The organism is Pseudomonas sp. MF08831 (assembly GCF_059862645.1).
Genome location: NZ_JCBCUX010000006.1, coordinates 296,023 through 312,982, shown reverse-complemented (window position 1 = coordinate 312,982; position 16,960 = coordinate 296,023). Strand labels below are relative to the sequence as shown.

The 16,960-nt window shown below is 56.4% G+C and carries 21 protein-coding genes and 1 pseudogene; 16 read left to right on the top strand and 6 right to left on the bottom strand.

Features of this window, described 5'->3' with window-relative positions:
• Nucleotides 1-73 precede the first annotated feature (73 nt).
• On the top strand, nucleotides 74-2,041 hold the full coding sequence (locus AC19YS_RS15350) for a DNA topoisomerase III (protein WP_070411918.1): 1,968 nt from the start codon (nucleotides 74-76) through the stop codon (nucleotides 2,039-2,041).
• A gap of 39 nt (nucleotides 2,042-2,080) precedes the next feature.
• Here the strand turns inward: AC19YS_RS15350 and AC19YS_RS15345 are convergent, their stop codons facing one another.
• Nucleotides 2,081-2,338, bottom strand: coding sequence for a hypothetical protein (locus AC19YS_RS15345; RefSeq protein WP_070411919.1), 258 nt, complete (start codon nucleotides 2,336-2,338; stop codon nucleotides 2,081-2,083).
• A 209-nt stretch (nucleotides 2,339-2,547) separates the two neighbouring features.
• Here AC19YS_RS15345 and AC19YS_RS15340 point away from each other — a divergent pair, with 209 nt between their 5' ends.
• The 12 genes from AC19YS_RS15340 (at nucleotide 2,548) to AC19YS_RS15285 (ending at nucleotide 12,117) form a co-directional block, all read left to right on the top strand.
• Nucleotides 2,548-2,889, top strand: a complete 342-nt coding sequence (locus AC19YS_RS15340; RefSeq protein ID WP_070411920.1) for a helix-turn-helix domain-containing protein — start codon at nucleotides 2,548-2,550, stop codon at nucleotides 2,887-2,889.
• Nucleotides 2,890-3,791: 902 nt separating this feature from the next.
• Nucleotides 3,792-4,373, top strand: coding sequence for an STY4534 family ICE replication protein (locus AC19YS_RS15335; protein ID WP_070411921.1), 582 nt, complete (start codon nucleotides 3,792-3,794; stop codon nucleotides 4,371-4,373).
• A gap of 71 nt (nucleotides 4,374-4,444) precedes the next feature.
• Nucleotides 4,445-4,702 carry a hypothetical protein gene (locus tag AC19YS_RS15330; protein ID WP_058426001.1) on the top strand — a complete coding sequence of 86 codons (258 nt, stop codon included), beginning with the start codon at nucleotides 4,445-4,447 and terminating at the stop codon, nucleotides 4,700-4,702.
• Nucleotides 4,703-4,802: 100 nt separating this feature from the next.
• The gene (radC, locus tag AC19YS_RS15325) at nucleotides 4,803-5,297 is read left to right on the top strand and encodes a RadC family protein (protein WP_058426002.1); all 495 of its coding nucleotides are present in this window, start codon (nucleotides 4,803-4,805) and stop codon (nucleotides 5,295-5,297) included.
• Between the two features lie 52 nt (nucleotides 5,298-5,349).
• A complete protein-coding gene (locus tag AC19YS_RS15320) occupies nucleotides 5,350-6,096 on the top strand; it encodes a DUF5983 family protein (RefSeq protein ID WP_078466823.1) in 747 nt (248 codons plus the stop codon).
• 106 nt (nucleotides 6,097-6,202) lie between these two features.
• Nucleotides 6,203-6,745 carry a PFGI-1 class ICE element type IV pilus protein PilL2 gene (pilL2, locus tag AC19YS_RS15315; protein ID WP_058426004.1) on the top strand — a complete coding sequence of 181 codons (543 nt, stop codon included), beginning with the start codon at nucleotides 6,203-6,205 and terminating at the stop codon, nucleotides 6,743-6,745.
• Complete coding sequence (locus AC19YS_RS15310; RefSeq protein ID WP_078466824.1) at nucleotides 6,742-7,413, top strand: chemotaxis protein; 672 nt, start codon at nucleotides 6,742-6,744, stop codon at nucleotides 7,411-7,413. The genes pilL2 and AC19YS_RS15310 overlap by 4 nt, the downstream gene beginning before the upstream one ends.
• A 9-nt stretch (nucleotides 7,414-7,422) precedes the next feature.
• Nucleotides 7,423-8,142, top strand: a complete 720-nt coding sequence (locus tag AC19YS_RS15305; RefSeq protein ID WP_070411925.1) for a TIGR03759 family integrating conjugative element protein — start codon at nucleotides 7,423-7,425, stop codon at nucleotides 8,140-8,142.
• On the top strand, nucleotides 8,124-8,672 hold the full coding sequence (locus AC19YS_RS15300; protein ID WP_070411926.1) for a lysozyme family protein: 549 nt from the start codon (nucleotides 8,124-8,126) through the stop codon (nucleotides 8,670-8,672). Before AC19YS_RS15305 ends, AC19YS_RS15300 begins: the two co-directional genes overlap by 19 nt.
• Nucleotides 8,669-9,184 carry an integrating conjugative element protein gene (locus AC19YS_RS15295; RefSeq protein WP_078466825.1) on the top strand — a complete coding sequence of 172 codons (516 nt, stop codon included), beginning with the start codon at nucleotides 8,669-8,671 and terminating at the stop codon, nucleotides 9,182-9,184. Before AC19YS_RS15300 ends, AC19YS_RS15295 begins: the two co-directional genes overlap by 4 nt.
• A gap of 9 nt (nucleotides 9,185-9,193) precedes the next feature.
• Nucleotides 9,194-11,299, top strand: coding sequence for a type IV conjugative transfer system coupling protein TraD (gene traD / locus AC19YS_RS15290; RefSeq protein ID WP_070411928.1), 2,106 nt, complete (start codon nucleotides 9,194-9,196; stop codon nucleotides 11,297-11,299).
• 86 nt (nucleotides 11,300-11,385) lie between these two features.
• Nucleotides 11,386-12,117 carry a TIGR03747 family integrating conjugative element membrane protein gene (locus AC19YS_RS15285; protein ID WP_070411929.1) on the top strand — a complete coding sequence of 244 codons (732 nt, stop codon included), beginning with the start codon at nucleotides 11,386-11,388 and terminating at the stop codon, nucleotides 12,115-12,117.
• 208 nt (nucleotides 12,118-12,325) lie between these two features.
• Here the strand turns inward: AC19YS_RS15285 and AC19YS_RS15280 are convergent.
• The 5 genes and pseudogenes from AC19YS_RS15280 to AC19YS_RS15260 form a co-directional block, all read right to left on the bottom strand.
• Nucleotides 12,326-12,520: pseudogene (locus AC19YS_RS15280) on the bottom strand (transposase domain-containing protein); the annotation flags it as partial.
• A 291-nt stretch (nucleotides 12,521-12,811) separates the two neighbouring features.
• A complete protein-coding gene (locus AC19YS_RS15275; RefSeq protein WP_070411930.1) occupies nucleotides 12,812-13,186 on the bottom strand; it encodes a hypothetical protein in 375 nt (124 codons plus the stop codon).
• A gap of 229 nt (nucleotides 13,187-13,415) precedes the next feature.
• Nucleotides 13,416-13,898, bottom strand: a complete 483-nt coding sequence (locus AC19YS_RS15270) for a hypothetical protein (RefSeq protein WP_120265759.1) — start codon at nucleotides 13,896-13,898, stop codon at nucleotides 13,416-13,418.
• Nucleotides 13,888-14,211 carry a hypothetical protein gene (locus AC19YS_RS15265; RefSeq protein WP_070413470.1) on the bottom strand — a complete coding sequence of 108 codons (324 nt, stop codon included), beginning with the start codon at nucleotides 14,209-14,211 and terminating at the stop codon, nucleotides 13,888-13,890. Before AC19YS_RS15265 ends, AC19YS_RS15270 begins: the two co-directional genes overlap by 11 nt.
• 204 nt (nucleotides 14,212-14,415) lie before the next feature.
• Entirely contained in the window at nucleotides 14,416-15,462 is a 1,047-nt protein-coding gene (locus AC19YS_RS15260) for a helix-turn-helix domain-containing protein (RefSeq protein WP_083294012.1), read from the bottom strand.
• A 535-nt stretch (nucleotides 15,463-15,997) separates the two neighbouring features.
• Between AC19YS_RS15260 and AC19YS_RS15255 the strand changes: the two genes are divergently transcribed.
• Genes AC19YS_RS15255 through AC19YS_RS15245 form a run of 3 tightly spaced genes read left to right on the top strand, consistent with a single transcriptional unit; the run spans nucleotide 15,998 to nucleotide 16,958 of the window.
• A complete protein-coding gene (locus AC19YS_RS15255) occupies nucleotides 15,998-16,333 on the top strand; it encodes an integrative conjugative element protein, RAQPRD family (RefSeq protein WP_070413469.1) in 336 nt (111 codons plus the stop codon).
• A complete protein-coding gene (locus tag AC19YS_RS15250; protein WP_070413468.1) occupies nucleotides 16,330-16,569 on the top strand; it encodes a TIGR03758 family integrating conjugative element protein in 240 nt (79 codons plus the stop codon). Before AC19YS_RS15255 ends, AC19YS_RS15250 begins: the two co-directional genes overlap by 4 nt.
• Nucleotides 16,570-16,586: 17 nt before the next feature.
• A complete protein-coding gene (locus AC19YS_RS15245) occupies nucleotides 16,587-16,958 on the top strand; it encodes a TIGR03745 family integrating conjugative element membrane protein (RefSeq protein ID WP_070413467.1) in 372 nt (123 codons plus the stop codon).
• The last annotated feature ends 2 nt before the right edge of the window (nucleotides 16,959-16,960 follow it).

The following is a 16,960-nucleotide window of genomic DNA, read 5'->3' as shown; positions in this document are numbered from 1 at the left end:
TCATTCGGGTTTCTCATAGCTCGCCACTGCTGTTTCCAACAACGCTGCTCCGAACTCAACCCGGAGCAGTTCTATGCGTCTCTTTCTCTGCGAGAAACCCTCCCAAGGTCGTGACATCGCCAAGGTTCTCGGAGCCAGCCGACGTGGCGATGGTTGCTTGATCGGGCCCGAGACAACCGTCACCTGGTGTATCGGTCACCTGCTGGAACCGGCCCCACCTGAAGCCTATGGCGATCAGTACAAATCCTGGTCGTTGGATCATCTACCGATCGTTCCCGAACATTGGCAGGTCGAGGTCAAACCCAAGACTGCAGCACAGTTCAAAGTCATCAAGCGCCTGCTCAGCGAAGCTAGCACCGTCGTCATCGCGACCGATGCCGATCGCGAAGGCGAGATGATTGCCCGCGAGTTACTGGAACGCTGCAACTACCGAGGCCATGTTGAGCGCCTCTGGTTGTCCGCACTCAACGAGGCGTCAATTCACAAGGCACTGTCCTCACTGAAGTCTAGTCAGGAGACCTTCCCGCTCTATCACTCAGCCCTCGCACGCAGCCGCGCTGACTGGCTGATAGGCATGAACCTGAGTCGGTTGTTCACCCTCCTCGGACGGCGGGCAGGTTACGACGGTGTATTGTCAGTTGGGCGCGTCCAGACACCCACGTTACGTCTGGTGGTCGATCGGGATCGGGCAATTGCCAGCTTCGTCTCGGTGCCCTACTGGGACGTGGACGTGCACCTGTCCTCAATGGGGCAACCATTCATCGCGTCGTGGTTACCACCCAGTTCAGGGGCTGACGCGGCCGGCCGTTGCCTGCGGCGGGCGCTAGCCAGTAGCACCGTCCAAGCGATCTCTAGCAATGAAAGCGCCACAGTACTTTTGCTGCAGACTGAGCATTTCCGCGAAGCGCCCCCCCTGCCCTTCGACCTGAGCACACTGCAAGAAGTCTGTTCACGCAAGCTGGGACTCGGCGCTCAGGAAACCCTTAACATCGCCCAAGCCCTATATGAAACGCACAAAGCCACCAGCTATCCGCGCAGCGATTGCCGCTATTTGCCAGAGAGCATGTTCAACGAGGTAGCCGCGGTATTCGATGCCCTGCTCAGAATGGATCCTGCGTTAAGCCCAGCGCTCGCAAGCGTCGATCAATCATTGCGCTCACGAGCATGGAACGATGCCAAGATCACCGCGCACCACGCCATCATACCCACCACCGAGCCAGCGAACCTTGGGCGGATGTCCGAACAAGAACGCCAAGTCTACCAACTGATTCGTAGCCACTACCTCGCGCAATTCCTGCCGCATCACGAGTTTGATCGAACCGAGGTCGAACTGGAGTGCGGCGCCGAACGTTTGACTGCTGTTGGCAAACAGATCCTCGTCCAAGGCTGGAAAAGCTTGCTATCCGACAGAGCCGAAGGCGATGAACCCGGTCAAAAATCCCAGGTATTGCCCGTCCTACAGCAGGGTACGCGGTGCGCAGTGGACAACGTCGAACTCAAATCCATGCGCACCGCTGCTCCCAAACAGCTCACCGAGGGCGATCTTATTAAGGCAATGAAAAATGTGGCCAAGCTGGTCAACGATCCGCGCCTGAAACAGAAACTTCGGGACACCACCGGTATCGGCACCGAAGCCACGCGAGCTGGCATTATCAAAGGGTTGATTGATCGCGGTTATTTGTTGAAGAAAAAACGAGCGTTGATGGCCTCCGCAGCGGCCCATACCCTGATCGAGGCAGTGCCCGCTGCAGTCGCGGATCCGGGTATGACAGCGATCTGGGAGCAGGCTCTGGATGAAATCGAAGCGGGACGTCTGACCTTGGATGCATTCGTTGCCAAGCAGGCGCACTGGATTACACAGCTGATCGCAAACTGCGGAGCGCTCACTTTGTCGGTACCGGTCGAAGCCGGGCCGGCTTGCCCCAATTGCAATGCCTCAATGCTCAGGCGTAAGGGAAAATCAGGGCCGTTCTGGTCATGCTCCCAGTACCCGGACTGCAAAGGCACTGTGCCGATCAGCAAAGGTACGCGTCTTCAATGAGTCGCCATTGGTGTTCACATGAACCTCGGGGGGGTGTTGTCAGTGCATCATCAACGGCGCCTGACCCTTCTCCAAGTCGTCTAGCGGTCGTCCTATTTCACGGGCCAAGGCGATGCCTGTCGCGATCCATATCTGCCCCAGCTCGTTGAACGCTTTCAGGTGAGCAGGATCTTCGTTAAGCCAATGAACAAGGCTGTCGCGGTGTTCAGGGTTATCAGGGCAGTCATGGATCTTGATAAACAGCTCCAGTGTTCGAGCCCAGATCAGGTCCATGTCTTGCTCTCGCTGCTCATCCATGCTCAACCTTGCCTCCATTTGGTCCTATCAGACCGCTCAGTCTCACTGGTCACTACGCGCTCTAATTCCTGGGGGAACACATGTCACGTCGCGACAACCAGATATTTCAGTCAATATAACAACCCTATAAGTCGATACTCAACCTACAAGGATGTTCATGTCAATGGGTCTTTGCTCAACCATTCGGGTTGAATTGGAGAACTCATCACTTGGCACATAAACATCCAACCCAAGCCCAAATCGGGCGCATGATCGCGAAGCACCGAACCCAGCGTAATCTGACCCAGGAAGAGGTGGCTGAACGCCTGGGGATTGGCAGTGAAGCCATCTCGCGCCTGGAGCGGGGTGTGGTGGAGCTCTCCGTGGTCAAGCTGATGCAGTTAGCAGATATTTTTGAATGCAGGATGGATGAGCTGCTCACGGAGTCGAGCAGTCGTCCCAACGACCAAGGCCAGATGATTGCGGGTATGCTGAACGGTCTGAAAGAGAGTGACCGTGCCTTTATCCTGGCCACCGTCGAGCAATTGGCTGCTCATCTCGCCAAGAAATAGGCTCCTTCACTCGTAGTCGATCTCGAGGCGTTGAGGGTTGCCCTCAGCCTTGACGTCATCCTTCCCACTCTGCTGTAGTGCCTTCGGATCATCGCCTACGGCGACCCAAGACCGATGCGCTCCGGGTAGCTCGGTCGGACTTCTAGAGTTCGGGGCCTTCTCTTCAGTGGGATTTCATTCCTGTTTGTGCTCGACCTGATCAATGTGGCGGATGACCGCTGTTGCTTGTACCAGGCAATAGCGGTCATCCGCTTCGGCGATTGTATTCAGCCCCGGAGCCCGCCGGGGAAACACTGGGCACCCTTTGTGCGCGGATGCGTGCCAGCATGTTCCGATCCAGGCCACGACACGGGTCGGTTGGCGAATCATGGCGCAGTTAAATCAAGTTTTGCGAGGAGCTTATCGACTGCGTATGACCGTCAAAGGTGGCTTTTCTCTTCTTCGCCTGGCACCCCGCCAGGCGCACTCTTCACTTTCTTCAGTCCAGTGACTACCACTATATTCCGGCCATAAAAAATCGGGTGGCAGCGTCTTGACGCTCCCCTATGACAGGCTTATACAAAGGGCGTGGTTCGCTGTCGTTGACAGCCCAGCCCAGGTAGCCAGAACCTTCAAGGCTACGCCACGTTCGTGGTGGTTTACCCAAGTGCGATCAGCGTTCGGAAGCTCGCGCGGTTACCGCTTCAGCGGTGATGAATGCCCACTACCCTATGCTTGCGGATCACCAACGCAGATGCTCCTCTGCTGCACCGCTATTTCCCCAGACGCATCGTTCTGATCGTCATCGGCTTGCCGGTGCCGAGTCGCTCATCGCTCGCCTTCACCTTACCCACTCTGACGGGGGCTCACTTCCCCGTCAGGGACTGTGCGTCGCCGTTTTCCCTTGAAACAGGAGAACTACCATGGCCCACGCCAACCAATCCCAAGAAGTGACCACCTACTTCAACCTGCACACCGTCGGTATCGGTTACCTCAACCGTGTTCGTGAAGTCCAAGTCCGCCGCGGCCAGCCGTTCATGGCCTGCGATATCGCCGCCCTGCACGGTGCCTCCGATGCGGTCGAGTACACCCGTTTCGACTGCAAAGTCGCGGGGGGCGAAGCTGAACGCTTGATTCGACTCTATATGGACGCCGTCAACGCCGAGAAAAAGGTCTTGCTGTCGTTCCGTATCGGCGACCTGTGGATCGATCCATTTCTCTACGAGAAAGGCGAGAAACAAGGCCAACCGGGCGCCAGCCTGAAAGGTCGTTTGCTGTTCATCGACTGGATCAAGGTCAACGGCACGTTCGAATACAAAGCGCCCGCCAGGCAGCAAGTAACAGCACCTGCTGAGCCAGTGCCAAACAGTGAGCCATCCTCAGCGTCGGCAGATGCCGAAGCTGAGGAGTCCGCAAACCCAACAGAGGCTCGGGTCGAACCTGAATCTCCACCCACTCCCCGCACGGCCCGCCGTGATGCCACCCGTACCGTTCAGTCCGCCTGAACAGTCCACGATGTTCCTCATCAAGGCGCTCCGTCGAGCGCCTTTTCTTCAATCCGCACAGGAGAACCAACATGGAATCCTTCTGGCTTTGCGACGACTGCCTGTTCGCTACGGCTTACGAGGACTACAGCACGTTGTCGCTCTACTACACGACGAATGAAATCGAGAAACGCATCGCTGACATCCCTCGTGGACTGGTTCGCTTAATGCCCATCAGTGCCGACTTCGATCCCGAAACTGGCTGGGGAATAAAAGCCTTTTCCCCATTGCCCTGCGACGGTTGTGGTTCACACCTACACGGTCAACGCCACCGATTCACGCGGCTGTAAACAGCGCGCCACCTGCTAACGCCCGCGACTCCACACCCACCTCGGGGACACCACTCCCCTCGGGCGTGTACCCCTGATTTTTCCCTTCGGAGGTACCCCCATGAACACCCCACTCACCCTGATTGAGACCTCGGATTTCGAGGCTGATTGTATCGTCCAAGAAAACCAGGTGATCGACGAAGCACTGCATATTCTGGATCGTCGGCTGTTCAACCGCGGCCCTAACCTGACGTCGCCTGACGCCGTGGCCTCATACCTAAAACTGCATCTTGTGCAACAAGAGCATGAAGTCTTCGGTGTGATATTTCTCGATGCCAAGCACCGGGTGTTGGCGTTCGAAGTCCTCTTTCACGGCAGCATTGATGGCGCCAGCGTTTACCCCCGCCAGGTCGTCAAGCGTTCCCTAGCGCATAACGCCGCGGCCGCCATTTTTGTTCATAACCACCCCTCAGGTTGTACAGAACCCAGCCAGGCGGATCACGTCTTGACTGCACGGTTGAAAGAGACCTTGGCCTTGATCGAAGTGCGCGTACTGGATCACTTCATCGTGGGTGAAGGTCGTCCTCTCTCTCTTGCCGAACATGGCTGGCTTTAACCCTCACAGGCGTCTTCGGGCGCCTTGTTCATTTTCATTCTGGAGAACCTTCATGAACCCCACACACCAAGCTGCAGCCCTGCTGACGGCCTCCAACCCATTTGCTCGCGGTTACGACAACCTTCATATCGAACGGCTGCTACTGATCACCTACGAAGACGACTGCCCTCCCTGCTTTCGACCCGTGCACGACACACAGGCCCATCTGCCCGACGACGAGCTGCAACTGTTCCCCTGCCTGTTCAATGACGATTTCGCCATTATCAGCAAAGGCCATTCCATTTCGGATGATTTGGACGAACGCTGTCAGTCCAGTGGGCTAGTGCGCCAAGTGATCTACGCTGTAATGGGCGAAATGCTCAACGAGCGGCATCACCTCGGTGATCTGTACTCCCTGGAAGAGGCCCAAGCCATGGTCCATCGCTTGAGCTTCGAAACGGGACACTACAGTCGAGCCTGGGAAATCAGTACCGCGCACCTTCCCGAAGCAGCGATGCTTTATCTGGAGGAGTGGGTCAGTAACTTCGCTCTGCGGCAAACCGGCCTCTTGTTCGAGCTTTTTACGCTGCCAGATTGCTGCGGTATCGGTTGCAAACTGATCGGCACGCCATGGACGGACGAGAACTTGCTGAACATTGAGGGCAATCGTTATTCGAGCTTGAGACAAGAACAACTCGACGCAGGCACACCGGAAGCCTTGGTCAACGTACTGTATTTGGCGGCATTGGCGGATGTGCGATTGTTGATCTTCGACCCCGACGCTGCCGTCTTGGATGGGCTCGCCATTTTCGATGAATAGCAACGTGTTCAGCGTTAACACGACCCACCTTGAATCAACTTTCTCACTGAATCGCTCCTTCACCTCATGTCAGGTTCTGCACTGAATCTGACATGAGGTTTTTTCCATGGAGCGTTTTTTCACGCCTGTCTGCCTGCTGGGTTTGTTGAGCGCCTGCACCGCGCAAATCCCCAACCCTTTGCCGACCGATCCAGAGATTGACAGTGGCTCCAATCGGGCCCAGCACTCGAAGGGCATAGCCGAAGAAAGCCATCCGGCAGAGCTTCGTTATGGCCGCTACACGCTGGTCAGCACCGAGCCCACCACGGAACAACGCGATCTTCTTGCCCAAATCATTGACGTGAGCATCCCGTCCAGCCTGAACCCTTCGGTGCAGGATGCATTGCAGTACGTATTGCAGCGCTCGGGCTATGCGCTCTGCCCCGTTACCGCGTCGGTGAGGGTGCTGTTTACTCGGCCCCTCCCCGCTGCCCATTACCGGCTTGGTCCAATCCCTTTACGCCGCGCGCTGCAAGTGCTCGCTGGCCCCGCCTGGCAACTCACGACCGACGAAGTCAGCCGTTCAGTCTGCTTCGAACAGCAGAAAACGGAGACCGGCGTCGCGCTGATCACACCCGTCTCGCCCTATCTGTTGGAGGCACGCCCATGAGAGCCTCGACGTTTCAAACCCTCATCATTGGGCTGCTTTGCTTGGCGATCGCCGGCCTGAGCGGTGGTTTGTATAACCAGTATCAACGCGTGGCCGAACTGCAGAGCACGAACACGCAATACCGACAAACCCTGGACTCCCTACAACATGATTCAAGCGCCCTCAAGGACGCCCAGGAGAAGCTGCATTACGCACTGAAAGACCTGAAGCAGATGGTCGATACCGGTGAGCAACAGGCCAATACCCTCGATCCGATGCTGGATCAGTGGGCACAAGAACTACAGGAGCTGCGCGATGGTCTGGCAGCCCGCGCCACCGAGGCAGACCTAACAGCGCTGCGCGCACGCCTTGAACAGGTCGAGCAGCAGCTCCTGGACCTCAGGACAAAGCCATTCCCTCCACCGCCGACGCCTTCTGCGACCAAACCGAAAAAGACCGCTCGCCCCAAGCCCGTCCCGCTCTCGCCACCGTTCTCGGTGTTGGGGGTCGAATCCCGTGGTGGTCAGCGTTTTTTGGCAGTCGCACCTCATGACAGTCGCTCGCTCACGGATGTCCGGCTGCTGCATAGCGGCGAGCAGCTCGGAGCCTGGCACCTGAAAGTGCTGGAGTCGAACTCAGCCATCTTCGCGGTGGCCACTCAGCCAGACCAGACCGTGCACCTCCCTTGAGAAGCGAACATGAACAGAGCGCTACTGCCCACCGTCGTCTGTCTCGCTTCGCTATTGGCCATGGGCGCTGCGATGGGCAACCCCGTCACGACACAGTCACGGACCCAGGACACGCAGTCTGCTCCGCTGGGGCGCTCTGACTCTGAACAGGCGGCGAGCTGGGGTCTGACGGAGCAGGAGTGGACGCGCTTCGAACAGATCCAAGCCGGCCCACGCGGTTTCTGGAGCCCGCACCTCGATCCGTTAACCGCACTCGGGGTCGAGGCCCAGACCGACCAAGAGCGCCAGCGCTATGCCCAATTGCAGGTAGCGCTGGAAGCCAAACGCGCTGAGCGCGAGTTGGCCTACCAAAACGCTTACACCGCGGCCTGGGCCAAGCTGTTTCCCGGGCTGCTGCCGATCCAGGGCATGGCATCCCCGTCCCCTGCCAGCTCAGCGGTCATGCCGCGTCAAGCCTTGTTTGTGGAGGACCACTGCCCAGCGTGCACCGCCGAAGCGCAGCGTCTGCAAAACAGTGACACGGCGTTCGATATCTACCTGGTGGGCAGCCAAGGCGAGGATGAACGCGTCCGTAGCTGGGCTCGGCAAGCAGCCGTTGATCCGACCAAGGTTCAACGCCGGCAGATCACCCTGAACCATGACCGTGGTCGCTGGTTCAGCCTGGGAGCCCCGGGGCCATTGCCTGCCACATTTCAAGAGGTGAATGGACAATGGCAACGCATCGACTGAGTGGTATTGCGCTCATGCTGACAATGCTCGCCGTCCAGGCTGACGAACTTCCGCCTCCGGCCTACCAATTGGCGGCGCATGACGCCGACATTCCTTCTACGGTGCTATTCGCTATCGCCCTGCAGGAGAGTGGTATCCACGTCCGTGGTCGACTGCTGCCCTGGCCCTGGACACTGAACATCGCTGGAACACCTTACCGCTTCGCCACTCGCCAGGCCGCCTGTCACGCTTTGCTTCAGGCCCTCGCCCGACATGACGCCAAGCGGGTCGATGCCGGACTCGGCCAAATCAACCTGGGTTACCACGGACAACGTTATTCCACCCCCTGCGAAGCCCTTGATCCCTACCGAAATCTCGCCGTGACCGCCGCGCTGCTGCAGGAGCATCACGCCGTCACCGGTGACTGGGTGTCAGCTGCCGGACGCTATCACCGCCCGGCAGGAGGAACGTCGGCGGCGCGTTACCGCGCCGGATTTACCCGGCAACTCGAACGACTGCAGGTTTCCTTTAAACAGGGCACACCACCATGAAGCGAATTCACAGTGCGTATTACTTCGCCGTGCTCTTGGCTGCGCTCGCCCATCCAGGACTGTCGTTTGCAGAAGCTCAGCCTGGCGGTTTCACCCGTCCCCAGTTTGACGCTTCCAGGCCGCCAATAAACAACAAGACCCTGCCTGCTCGGGCCATACATGCAGACCTACCTGCATTTGCCGATGAAACCTGGATACTGCCCGTGCGCAGCTCTCACTTGAGCCCAGGCCAAATCACAACTCGCGCCCTGGACATGCCGGGCTTGCGGCCATTTTTCCTTGTCGGGCAGGATCCCCAATCGTTGGCTTGGCTGCATCAGCGTGCGACTGAACTGCAAGAAATGGGGGCGGCCGGCCTCGCCGTCGAAGTGACCGATACTGAAGCCCTGGCCCGAATTCGAGCGGCCGCGCCGGGCATCACCATCCTGCCGGTCAACGGCAACGACATCGCCACCCGCCTGCAGATTGAGCACTATCCCGTCTTGATCACTTCCACCTCACTGGAACAGTGAGTCCAGGTCATGGCCGAGCATGCGATGGAGTCCAAGCTCCGGCCAGCGGTGGAGCTGTACACCGTAGCAATCTGTATCGCTGCCGCGGTGTTGTGCGTGTACTCGCCCTGGGCTGTGGCCCTGTCATCCGAGATCGGGCTGGTGGCGGCGCTGGCCTATGCCCTGTTCGGCCTTATCCGGCTGCGACAAGCTTGGGAGGTGCTGCGTTATCGGCGCAATATCCGGCGGCTGCCCCGCTACGAGCTGACCAGTCGGCAGATTCCGGTAAGCCGCAAGCGTCTGTTCATGGGTCGCGGCTTTCGCTGGACCCGCCTGCATACCCAGCGCTTGGTCGAGGCCCAGGATCCGGCGGTCGCCCACTATGTCGACCAACCGACCAGCTACCGCCTGGCCCGTGGACTCGAACGGCGCCTGGAGCATGCACCGTTTCCACTCTCGATACTGGCCCGTGTCACGGCCTGGGACAGTGCCTTCAATCCGTTGCGGCCTTTGCCCCCGGTAGGTGGCTCGCCACTGTTGCATGGGGTCGAGCCCGATGAAACGGAAGTCAGTCTGCCGCTGGGCGAACGGGTCGGACACACCCTGGTGCTCGGCACTACCCGTGTCGGCAAGACCCGGCTCGCCGAGGTGTATATCACCCAGGACATTCACCGCGTCGAACATGAGGTGGTCATCGTCTTCGATCCTAAGGGCGATGCCGACCTGCTCAAACGGATGTACGTCGAAGCCAAACGCGCTGGTCGGGAAAAGGAGTTTTATGTGTTCCATCTAGGCTGGCCGGAGATCTCCGCCCGCTACAACGCCGTGGGGCGTTTCGGACGTATTTCGGAAGTGGCGTCGCGCATCGCCGGGCAGCTCAGTGGTGAAGGCAACTCCGCAGCCTTTCGCGAGTTCGCCTGGCGTTTCGTCAACATCATTGCCCGCGCTCTGATCGAGCTGGGCCGACGTCCGGACTACCTGCAGATCCAGCGACATGTGGTCAACATCGACGCACTGTTTATCGAATACGCCCAGCAGTTTTTCGCCAAGACCGACCCAAAGGCGTGGGAAGTGATCGTCCAGCTTGAAGGCAAGCTCTCCGAGAAGAACATCCCCCGGCATATGATCGGGCGCGAAAAGCGTGTGGTGGCCATCGAGCAGTACTTGGCGCTGAAGCGGGTATTTGATCCGGTAATGGACGGACTGCGTTCGGCGGTACGATATGACCGTACTTACTTCGACAAAATCGTTGCCTCGCTCCTGCCGCTGCTGGAGAAACTCACCACCGGCAAGACCGCCCAGTTACTGGCTCCAAACTACACCGATTTAGATGACCCGCGGCCAATCTTCGACTGGATGCAGATCATCCGAAAACGCGGCATCGTCTACGTCGGTCTGGATGCACTGACCGACGCCGAGGTGGCCGCCGCGGTGGGCAACTCCATGTTCGCCGACTTGGTCTCGGTCGCCGGACACATCTACAAACACGGCATCGACCATGGCCTGCCCCAATCGGGTAACAACAGTGACAAGTTGCCGATCAACCTCCACGCCGATGAATTCAACGAGTTGATGGGTGATGAATTCATCCCGCTGATTAACAAGGGCGGCGGTGCCGGTATCCAGGTAACCGCCTACACCCAGACCCTCAGCGATATCGAAGCGCGAATCGGTAACCGCGCGAAGGCCGGTCAGGTGATCGGCAATTTCAACACCCTACAGATGCTCCGCGTGCGCGAAACCGCCACTGCGGAACTGCTCACCCAGCAGTTGCCCAAGGTTAACGTGCTGACCAAGACCCTGGTGTCGGGTGCCACCGACACCTCCGATCCTGAAGCCAATACAGACTTCACCTCCTCCTCGCAGGACCGTGTCAGCAGCACCAGTGTGCCGCTGATCGAGCCGGCTCACATCGTCAGTTTGCCCAAGGGGCAAATGTTCTCCTTCCAGGCCGGTGGGCAGCTCTGGAAAGTCCGCATGCCATTGCCAAAACCCTCCAACGACGATGCCATGCCCAAGGACCTGCAGGAGCTCACCCAGCGAATGCGGGCGACCTACAACGCGCAAGCGGGGCAGTGGTGGAGCGCAAGCAGTGGCGGCCCAACTACCAACTTCGATTTAGATCAGGTGGGGTAGCCCTACCCCTCCTGGTTTCGATTCAGCAAAACACATACAGAAGGCGCGTTAACGCCATCAGCCATGTGGCACCAATGGAGTGAATGATGGTGACTTCCGTACAGAACACGCCGCCACAACCGATCCAGCATCCGGGAATGATCGTCTCGGCCATCAGCCTGGTCCAGCGCATCATCGGCTTGCTGGTTGCCTCACTGCTGTTCTCGATTCTGATTGAATTCGCCGGTTTGCTGCTATTCTGGAGTGATCAGGGCTGGCGACACAGCCAAGCCATGTTGAGTAGCGAATTGGGTTGGGTCAGCGAGCACTTCAAATCTTCACTCATCATTCAACAACCCGGACAGACGATTGTCCAGTGGCTGGATTTTCTCAATCAATGGTTGTTGGTCAAGACCGGCTTTGCAGATTTTGCCCAGCAGGCGCGGGTGTCGAGCCAGGGCAAAAACTTCTGGAGTTGGATCAATCAGCTGTACGTAAGCATTGAGGATTTCGTGCTGGCGGCGGTGTATGTGACCTTTACCTTCGTGGTGCGCCTGGCCATTCTGGTCCTGTCCACACCACTATTTTTGTTGGCCACGTTTACTGGTTTTGTCGATGGTTTGATGCGCCGCGACCTACGCAAATTTGGCGCTGGCCGAGAGAGTAGTTTTGTTTATCACCGTGCTAAACGTGCGGTAATACCACTACTGGTCGTGCCTTGGATTATCTACCTATCCCTGCCCTTTACGATTAATCCAATGGTGATATTTCTACCTTGCTCCGTGATGCTTGGGGTGACTACGGCAATCACAGCCGCGACGTTCAAAAAATATCTCTAAGCGCTAAGTTAAGCTTTTTTCTAAAATCATTACGGGGGTGGTCATCCTTCGCGAGTGGTGTTTCGGCTGCTTACGCGCTGAGGTACGCCTTCGCTAAGAAATGGATTTGCGCGCAGCAATCCCCCAATCTACTTTGGTAGTGCACAGGCCCAATGTCCGCTATATAGGCCAAATGACGGTAGGCGCACGGCGAACACGCCTTGCGTAGTTAAACGGATGCCCACTTGTGCGGCAGCAACTCCATGATCTCAATCGCCCGTCGCGTCGGCAGACAAGTCAAACTTGCTTCAGATAAGCATATGGATCATGCCCATTCATGCGCGCATGACTGGATCAAACTCATGATCGCAGCAGCCCGTTTTCCGCTGCTTAGCGATCCGGCAAGGAACCAATTCGAGCGCCCAAAATAGGCGTTGGTGGCGCAGATACCCCGCCATCAGGTCGGGGGTAGACTAGTCCACGTACATCGCATTCCCAATACAGCCCATAACCCATCCCCAGAACCTCAACCTCCGCGAGTTGATTGGGCTCGGCGTGTCCCAGCCCCGGCTCCATGTGGAGCGGAGCTGGAAAGCGAAATTGCCGCCATTGGTCAGGCCCGATCACGCGGTCAAGCTGGCGATAGTAGCAGGCCGTCGTCATGCACGGCTCGCCCTCCTCCTCGCGCTCGCCGAAATTTTGCACTGAAATGCTTTTAGCAAGGCACTAAATATATGGCGGACCCATTATTCACAGAGCACATGCGTTGCTCTTGCTCTTCCGGTTGAGAGGGGGCTATAGCTGGCGGGCTTAAGGCTTCCTCTGCTCGAAGTCTGTTCTGCTGTTGCTGAGTGACCGCAAGCTTCTGTTTCAGCAGTTGGAGGGCTCTAGGACTGTTAGGCGGAACCTTTTCCAATTCGGCGTCAATTTCCAAAACAGACGGCGGAAGAATCCCCATAGCGACCAATTGCTGATCCTGCTCAAGCGTACTCATGGGTTTGCGAGCGAGCGTGTCAGAATTGTTTACGGCGCATCCGCCCAAAATGCCCACCGCAGACAAAACCATTGCGAATTTCCTTGTGGTGCTCATGTGATTTCTCCATTCCCAGCCTTCGCCCAACGAAAAGCAACCCTACGACAGAGGAGTGAGCTCGTCTAGTTACTCATGCAGTTCAAAAAACTTGCTCCGTGCATGTGCCATCCTGGATCCGAGGTAACGCCTAACCCTTCGACCGTGCCAACTGTTAGCTGGCATGGGGTGGCGCGCTGGATCGTACTATCTTGATTCAGCGCGCATCTCGGGGCCACCCATGCCTTAATTAGAACCACTTATTACAGCTTCCGGGAGAGTTTTTAATGGTCTTATAGTCAGTGACTATATTTTGCGCGTTAAATGCAATTTCTAGAGTACATTTTTTATCATAGTATTTTGTGCTGGATGTAGGTGTCAGCATCACGCCACCGCTAGGGCCTGCGCTGACGGTATTCGCAGTGTCCGTTAAGGAATATTGACTTTCATAAAACCATCTCGCAACAGACCCGCCGTCAGCATTCTTAACCAGTTGGGCGGGCTTTCCATATTGAGCATATGCTACCTGTATATTAGCCCCCTCAAACTTATTCTGATTTATAACGTCCGGAATGGTGGGCACAGTATTTGCCAGCACTTCACAGCCGGATGCTAACACTGACAAAAGAATTAATATCAAATACTTCAATTTGCATTCAGGCATACTGAACCTTTTCTGCCGTAAAAATTGATGAGCGTGAATGCTGCTTGAGTACGCAGTCTTATCCTCCAAACGGTGCGCTCTTTATCGGCTGACCTTTTGGTGCGCAGGCTGGCGGGTTGGACATGCCGAATGTCAAGATGTTACCTCCGTTGATAATGCAGTTAAACTGCTTGTTATCATTGGTTTTTAGCAGTACGTAGGTATTGGTACCTTGCGTTCGCCGGTTGATAACTGTCAGGTCGGCTGGAGCATAGCCCAACGCACCAGCGCTTTGAGATTTTACGTCATCGTCACTCAACATATTCGTCTTACTGGCAAGAGCATTGCAGCCACTCAAAAGCGCAAGTGTGGTTAACATTACATACAACTTAAGCAGCGACATATCACACATCCTTTTGTTGACTGAAAAACTGAGTAGATGATCGAATTGAGACATCCGTAACCTACCTCACCTGGATTGAGTAGAGTAATAGCTGTACAAATTTCATCAATCCGGCGGATCGAAGGGATATCAACTATAAAACGTAATAAAAAAAAACGAGAAAAAATTCTTTGCCCCTGCGTCCCAATTCCTTGCCTGTCCGTCTCAACCCGAAGTCATTTGATCAAGCACGGTCCGAAGCGAAAAACCAGTGTGCACAGAGGTCTGGCCTGCTGAGCCGAAGTGTTCAGATGCAATGAGGCAGTCCCGCGCCTCTTTTGGCGAATAGCCGAAAGCCTTCTTGAACGAGCGACTGAAGTGTGACTCGCTTTTGAACCCAAATTGAAAGGCCAGCCCGGAGGTTCGATGCTGAACGTTGCTATCTCCTTGGAGAATAGCCCTTATCTTGTCTAACCGGCGTCGTTGTATGTAAGCCGCAACACCGGACTCTTGCTCGAATAAACGATAGAGTCCAGCCCTTGAAATCCCCATGTGCCGGCATATGAACGCTGGCGCCAGATCGGGGTTCAGCAGATGCTGTTCGATCAGGTTCCGGGCGCGGTTGAACAGTGAGCGATCAATTTCGGTTTCAGCGCTTTTGAGGTTTGGAATGGAGGGTGTTATCGCGGCCGCGACCATGGCCAGAGTCGCTTGTTGTATATAGAGTGTCTCATCACTTTTAAAACTGGCTGACCGCGCTCGTAGTGCACGCATGTGATCGGCAAGCAGGTCGCTCAAACCGCCCCTCAATACCAGCCCATGAATGTCCTTATTGCCTAATTGCGCTGCCAGCAAGTCCCGAGGAACCGTCAGGATAATCGTATCGCCTGCCGTGATAACGCAATCCAGTTGCTGAGCAAGGTCCAACACATAAATCTGCGAGTGACATGCCACCAACGGTGCCTGACCGGCCAAGCCGTTGATCGAATGAGACAGGCCTAGGCAGATATAGTAATGGTCGAGGCCGTCGCGGCGGATCATCTGAGCTGACCGTTTGACATCATAATGCACTGGTTTTTGTGTGCCCTCCCATACGCCGCACCCCATCAACAGCGCGCCCAGGTAACAGGTGGTCAGCCGATAGTTGAACGCTATTGATTCAGACTCGCCAATCCTCACGTCAAAGAGTGCATTCACCTCTTCACGCCAGACTTCAAAACGCTGTCTAGGTGGGTAGGGTTGAGTGCTGAAGCTATAAGAGGCGTTCTCCACATGTACTCCTGCTAAAACAGATAGAGCGACCTAAACTGCTGAAGTTCAATGGCCATCATCTGTGCGATGATACGGAGATGATGGCGACTTCCCTGAAATTCTTCCTGTTGTATTTTCTTGGCGCAATCAATGTCAAATGAAAGATTTATTGTTCATGTGCTTCGGCCGTTAAAGCCTTTGATCAGGGCAATACAAAATCGCAATGAGAGACTCCTACGAACCGTCTTGATCCTCTGACCACCTAAAGGGTGCGATGACTTCGAGAACATAGGTGAATTGAAAAGAGGCGAACTGGAGAAATATCTGCAGCAGTACCTACTGCGTCGATATCTGGGAATGGTGAAACGAAGGGGTTTCCAATCGGAGGCGGCCGGAAACTCCAGGCCCCGATGTCACGAATCTTGCGTGGCTGGCTATTTGGACACGCCAACCTGCGCCGAGCCCCCTGAAAAGCGATACATCTCACTTCGCGTTTGTGACTGAATAATTCGACCTCTAACGTAATTCTGGCTCAATCTCCAAATGGGCCAACGTCATGTCGACTACCGTCTTTCGCTATTTTTTACTCTTTTCACTGATTATCGTCCATGGGAGCAGCTATGCCGCAACTGCTCATGAGCAGGAACAGCTCAGTCTAATTCTGCAGCAACTCGACATTATCGAACGTCTTGCAACTCAAGCGACGGCAACCAGCGCGTCTGAACCTGGCAATCGCTATCGCTTCGACTATCCCTCTCTGATGCAGGACATCCAACGTATTCGCCAAGGCGTGCAAGGCTATCTCTCTCCTTCTCGCGCTCAACCCCGCGATCCCACTGAATTGGTCGGCGATTATCGCCTCGACACCCCGTCCGTAGAGCCGTCGCCATGAGCATGACTGACGCGCAGACAGCTGCCTTCCAAAACGCCTCCGGCTTTTCGGCGCAGAGCAGTTCGTCGCTCTGGCTATGCCTGGTTTTGGTCCTTGGTTTGCTGTGGTGTGCCTGGGTGATGTGGACGGCTTACCGGGGATGGGCCACCGGCAGTGTGCGCTTCGGAGCCTTCGGCGGCAGCGCAGCGCGCGTGCTGCTCACCTTGCTGGTCCTGATGTTCTTCACCCTGTCCTAACACCGGAGATCACCGTCATGCTCAAGTTCCTTATCCCCCTGAAAAACAACCTGCATGATCGTGCCAGTCAGCGCGTGATCGGTCTGCTGCTGGTGCTCGGCCCAAGCCTAGCCTTTGCGGAACTACCCACTATGGAAGCCCCTTCACGCGGTGAAGGTTCCGGGTTGATCGAGACGATCAAAAACTACGCCTACGACGGCGGCATCCTCCTCGGCCTGCTGATCGCCCTGCTCGCTTTCTTGGGTGTGGCCTGGCATTCCCTGACTGTATATGCCGACGTGCAGAACCAGCGCAAGACTTGGAAAGACCTCGGCGCCGTCGTCGGCATCGGAGCCTTGCTGGTGGTAATCATCATCTGGTTCCTGACCAAGGCTGCCGCGATTCTGTGAGG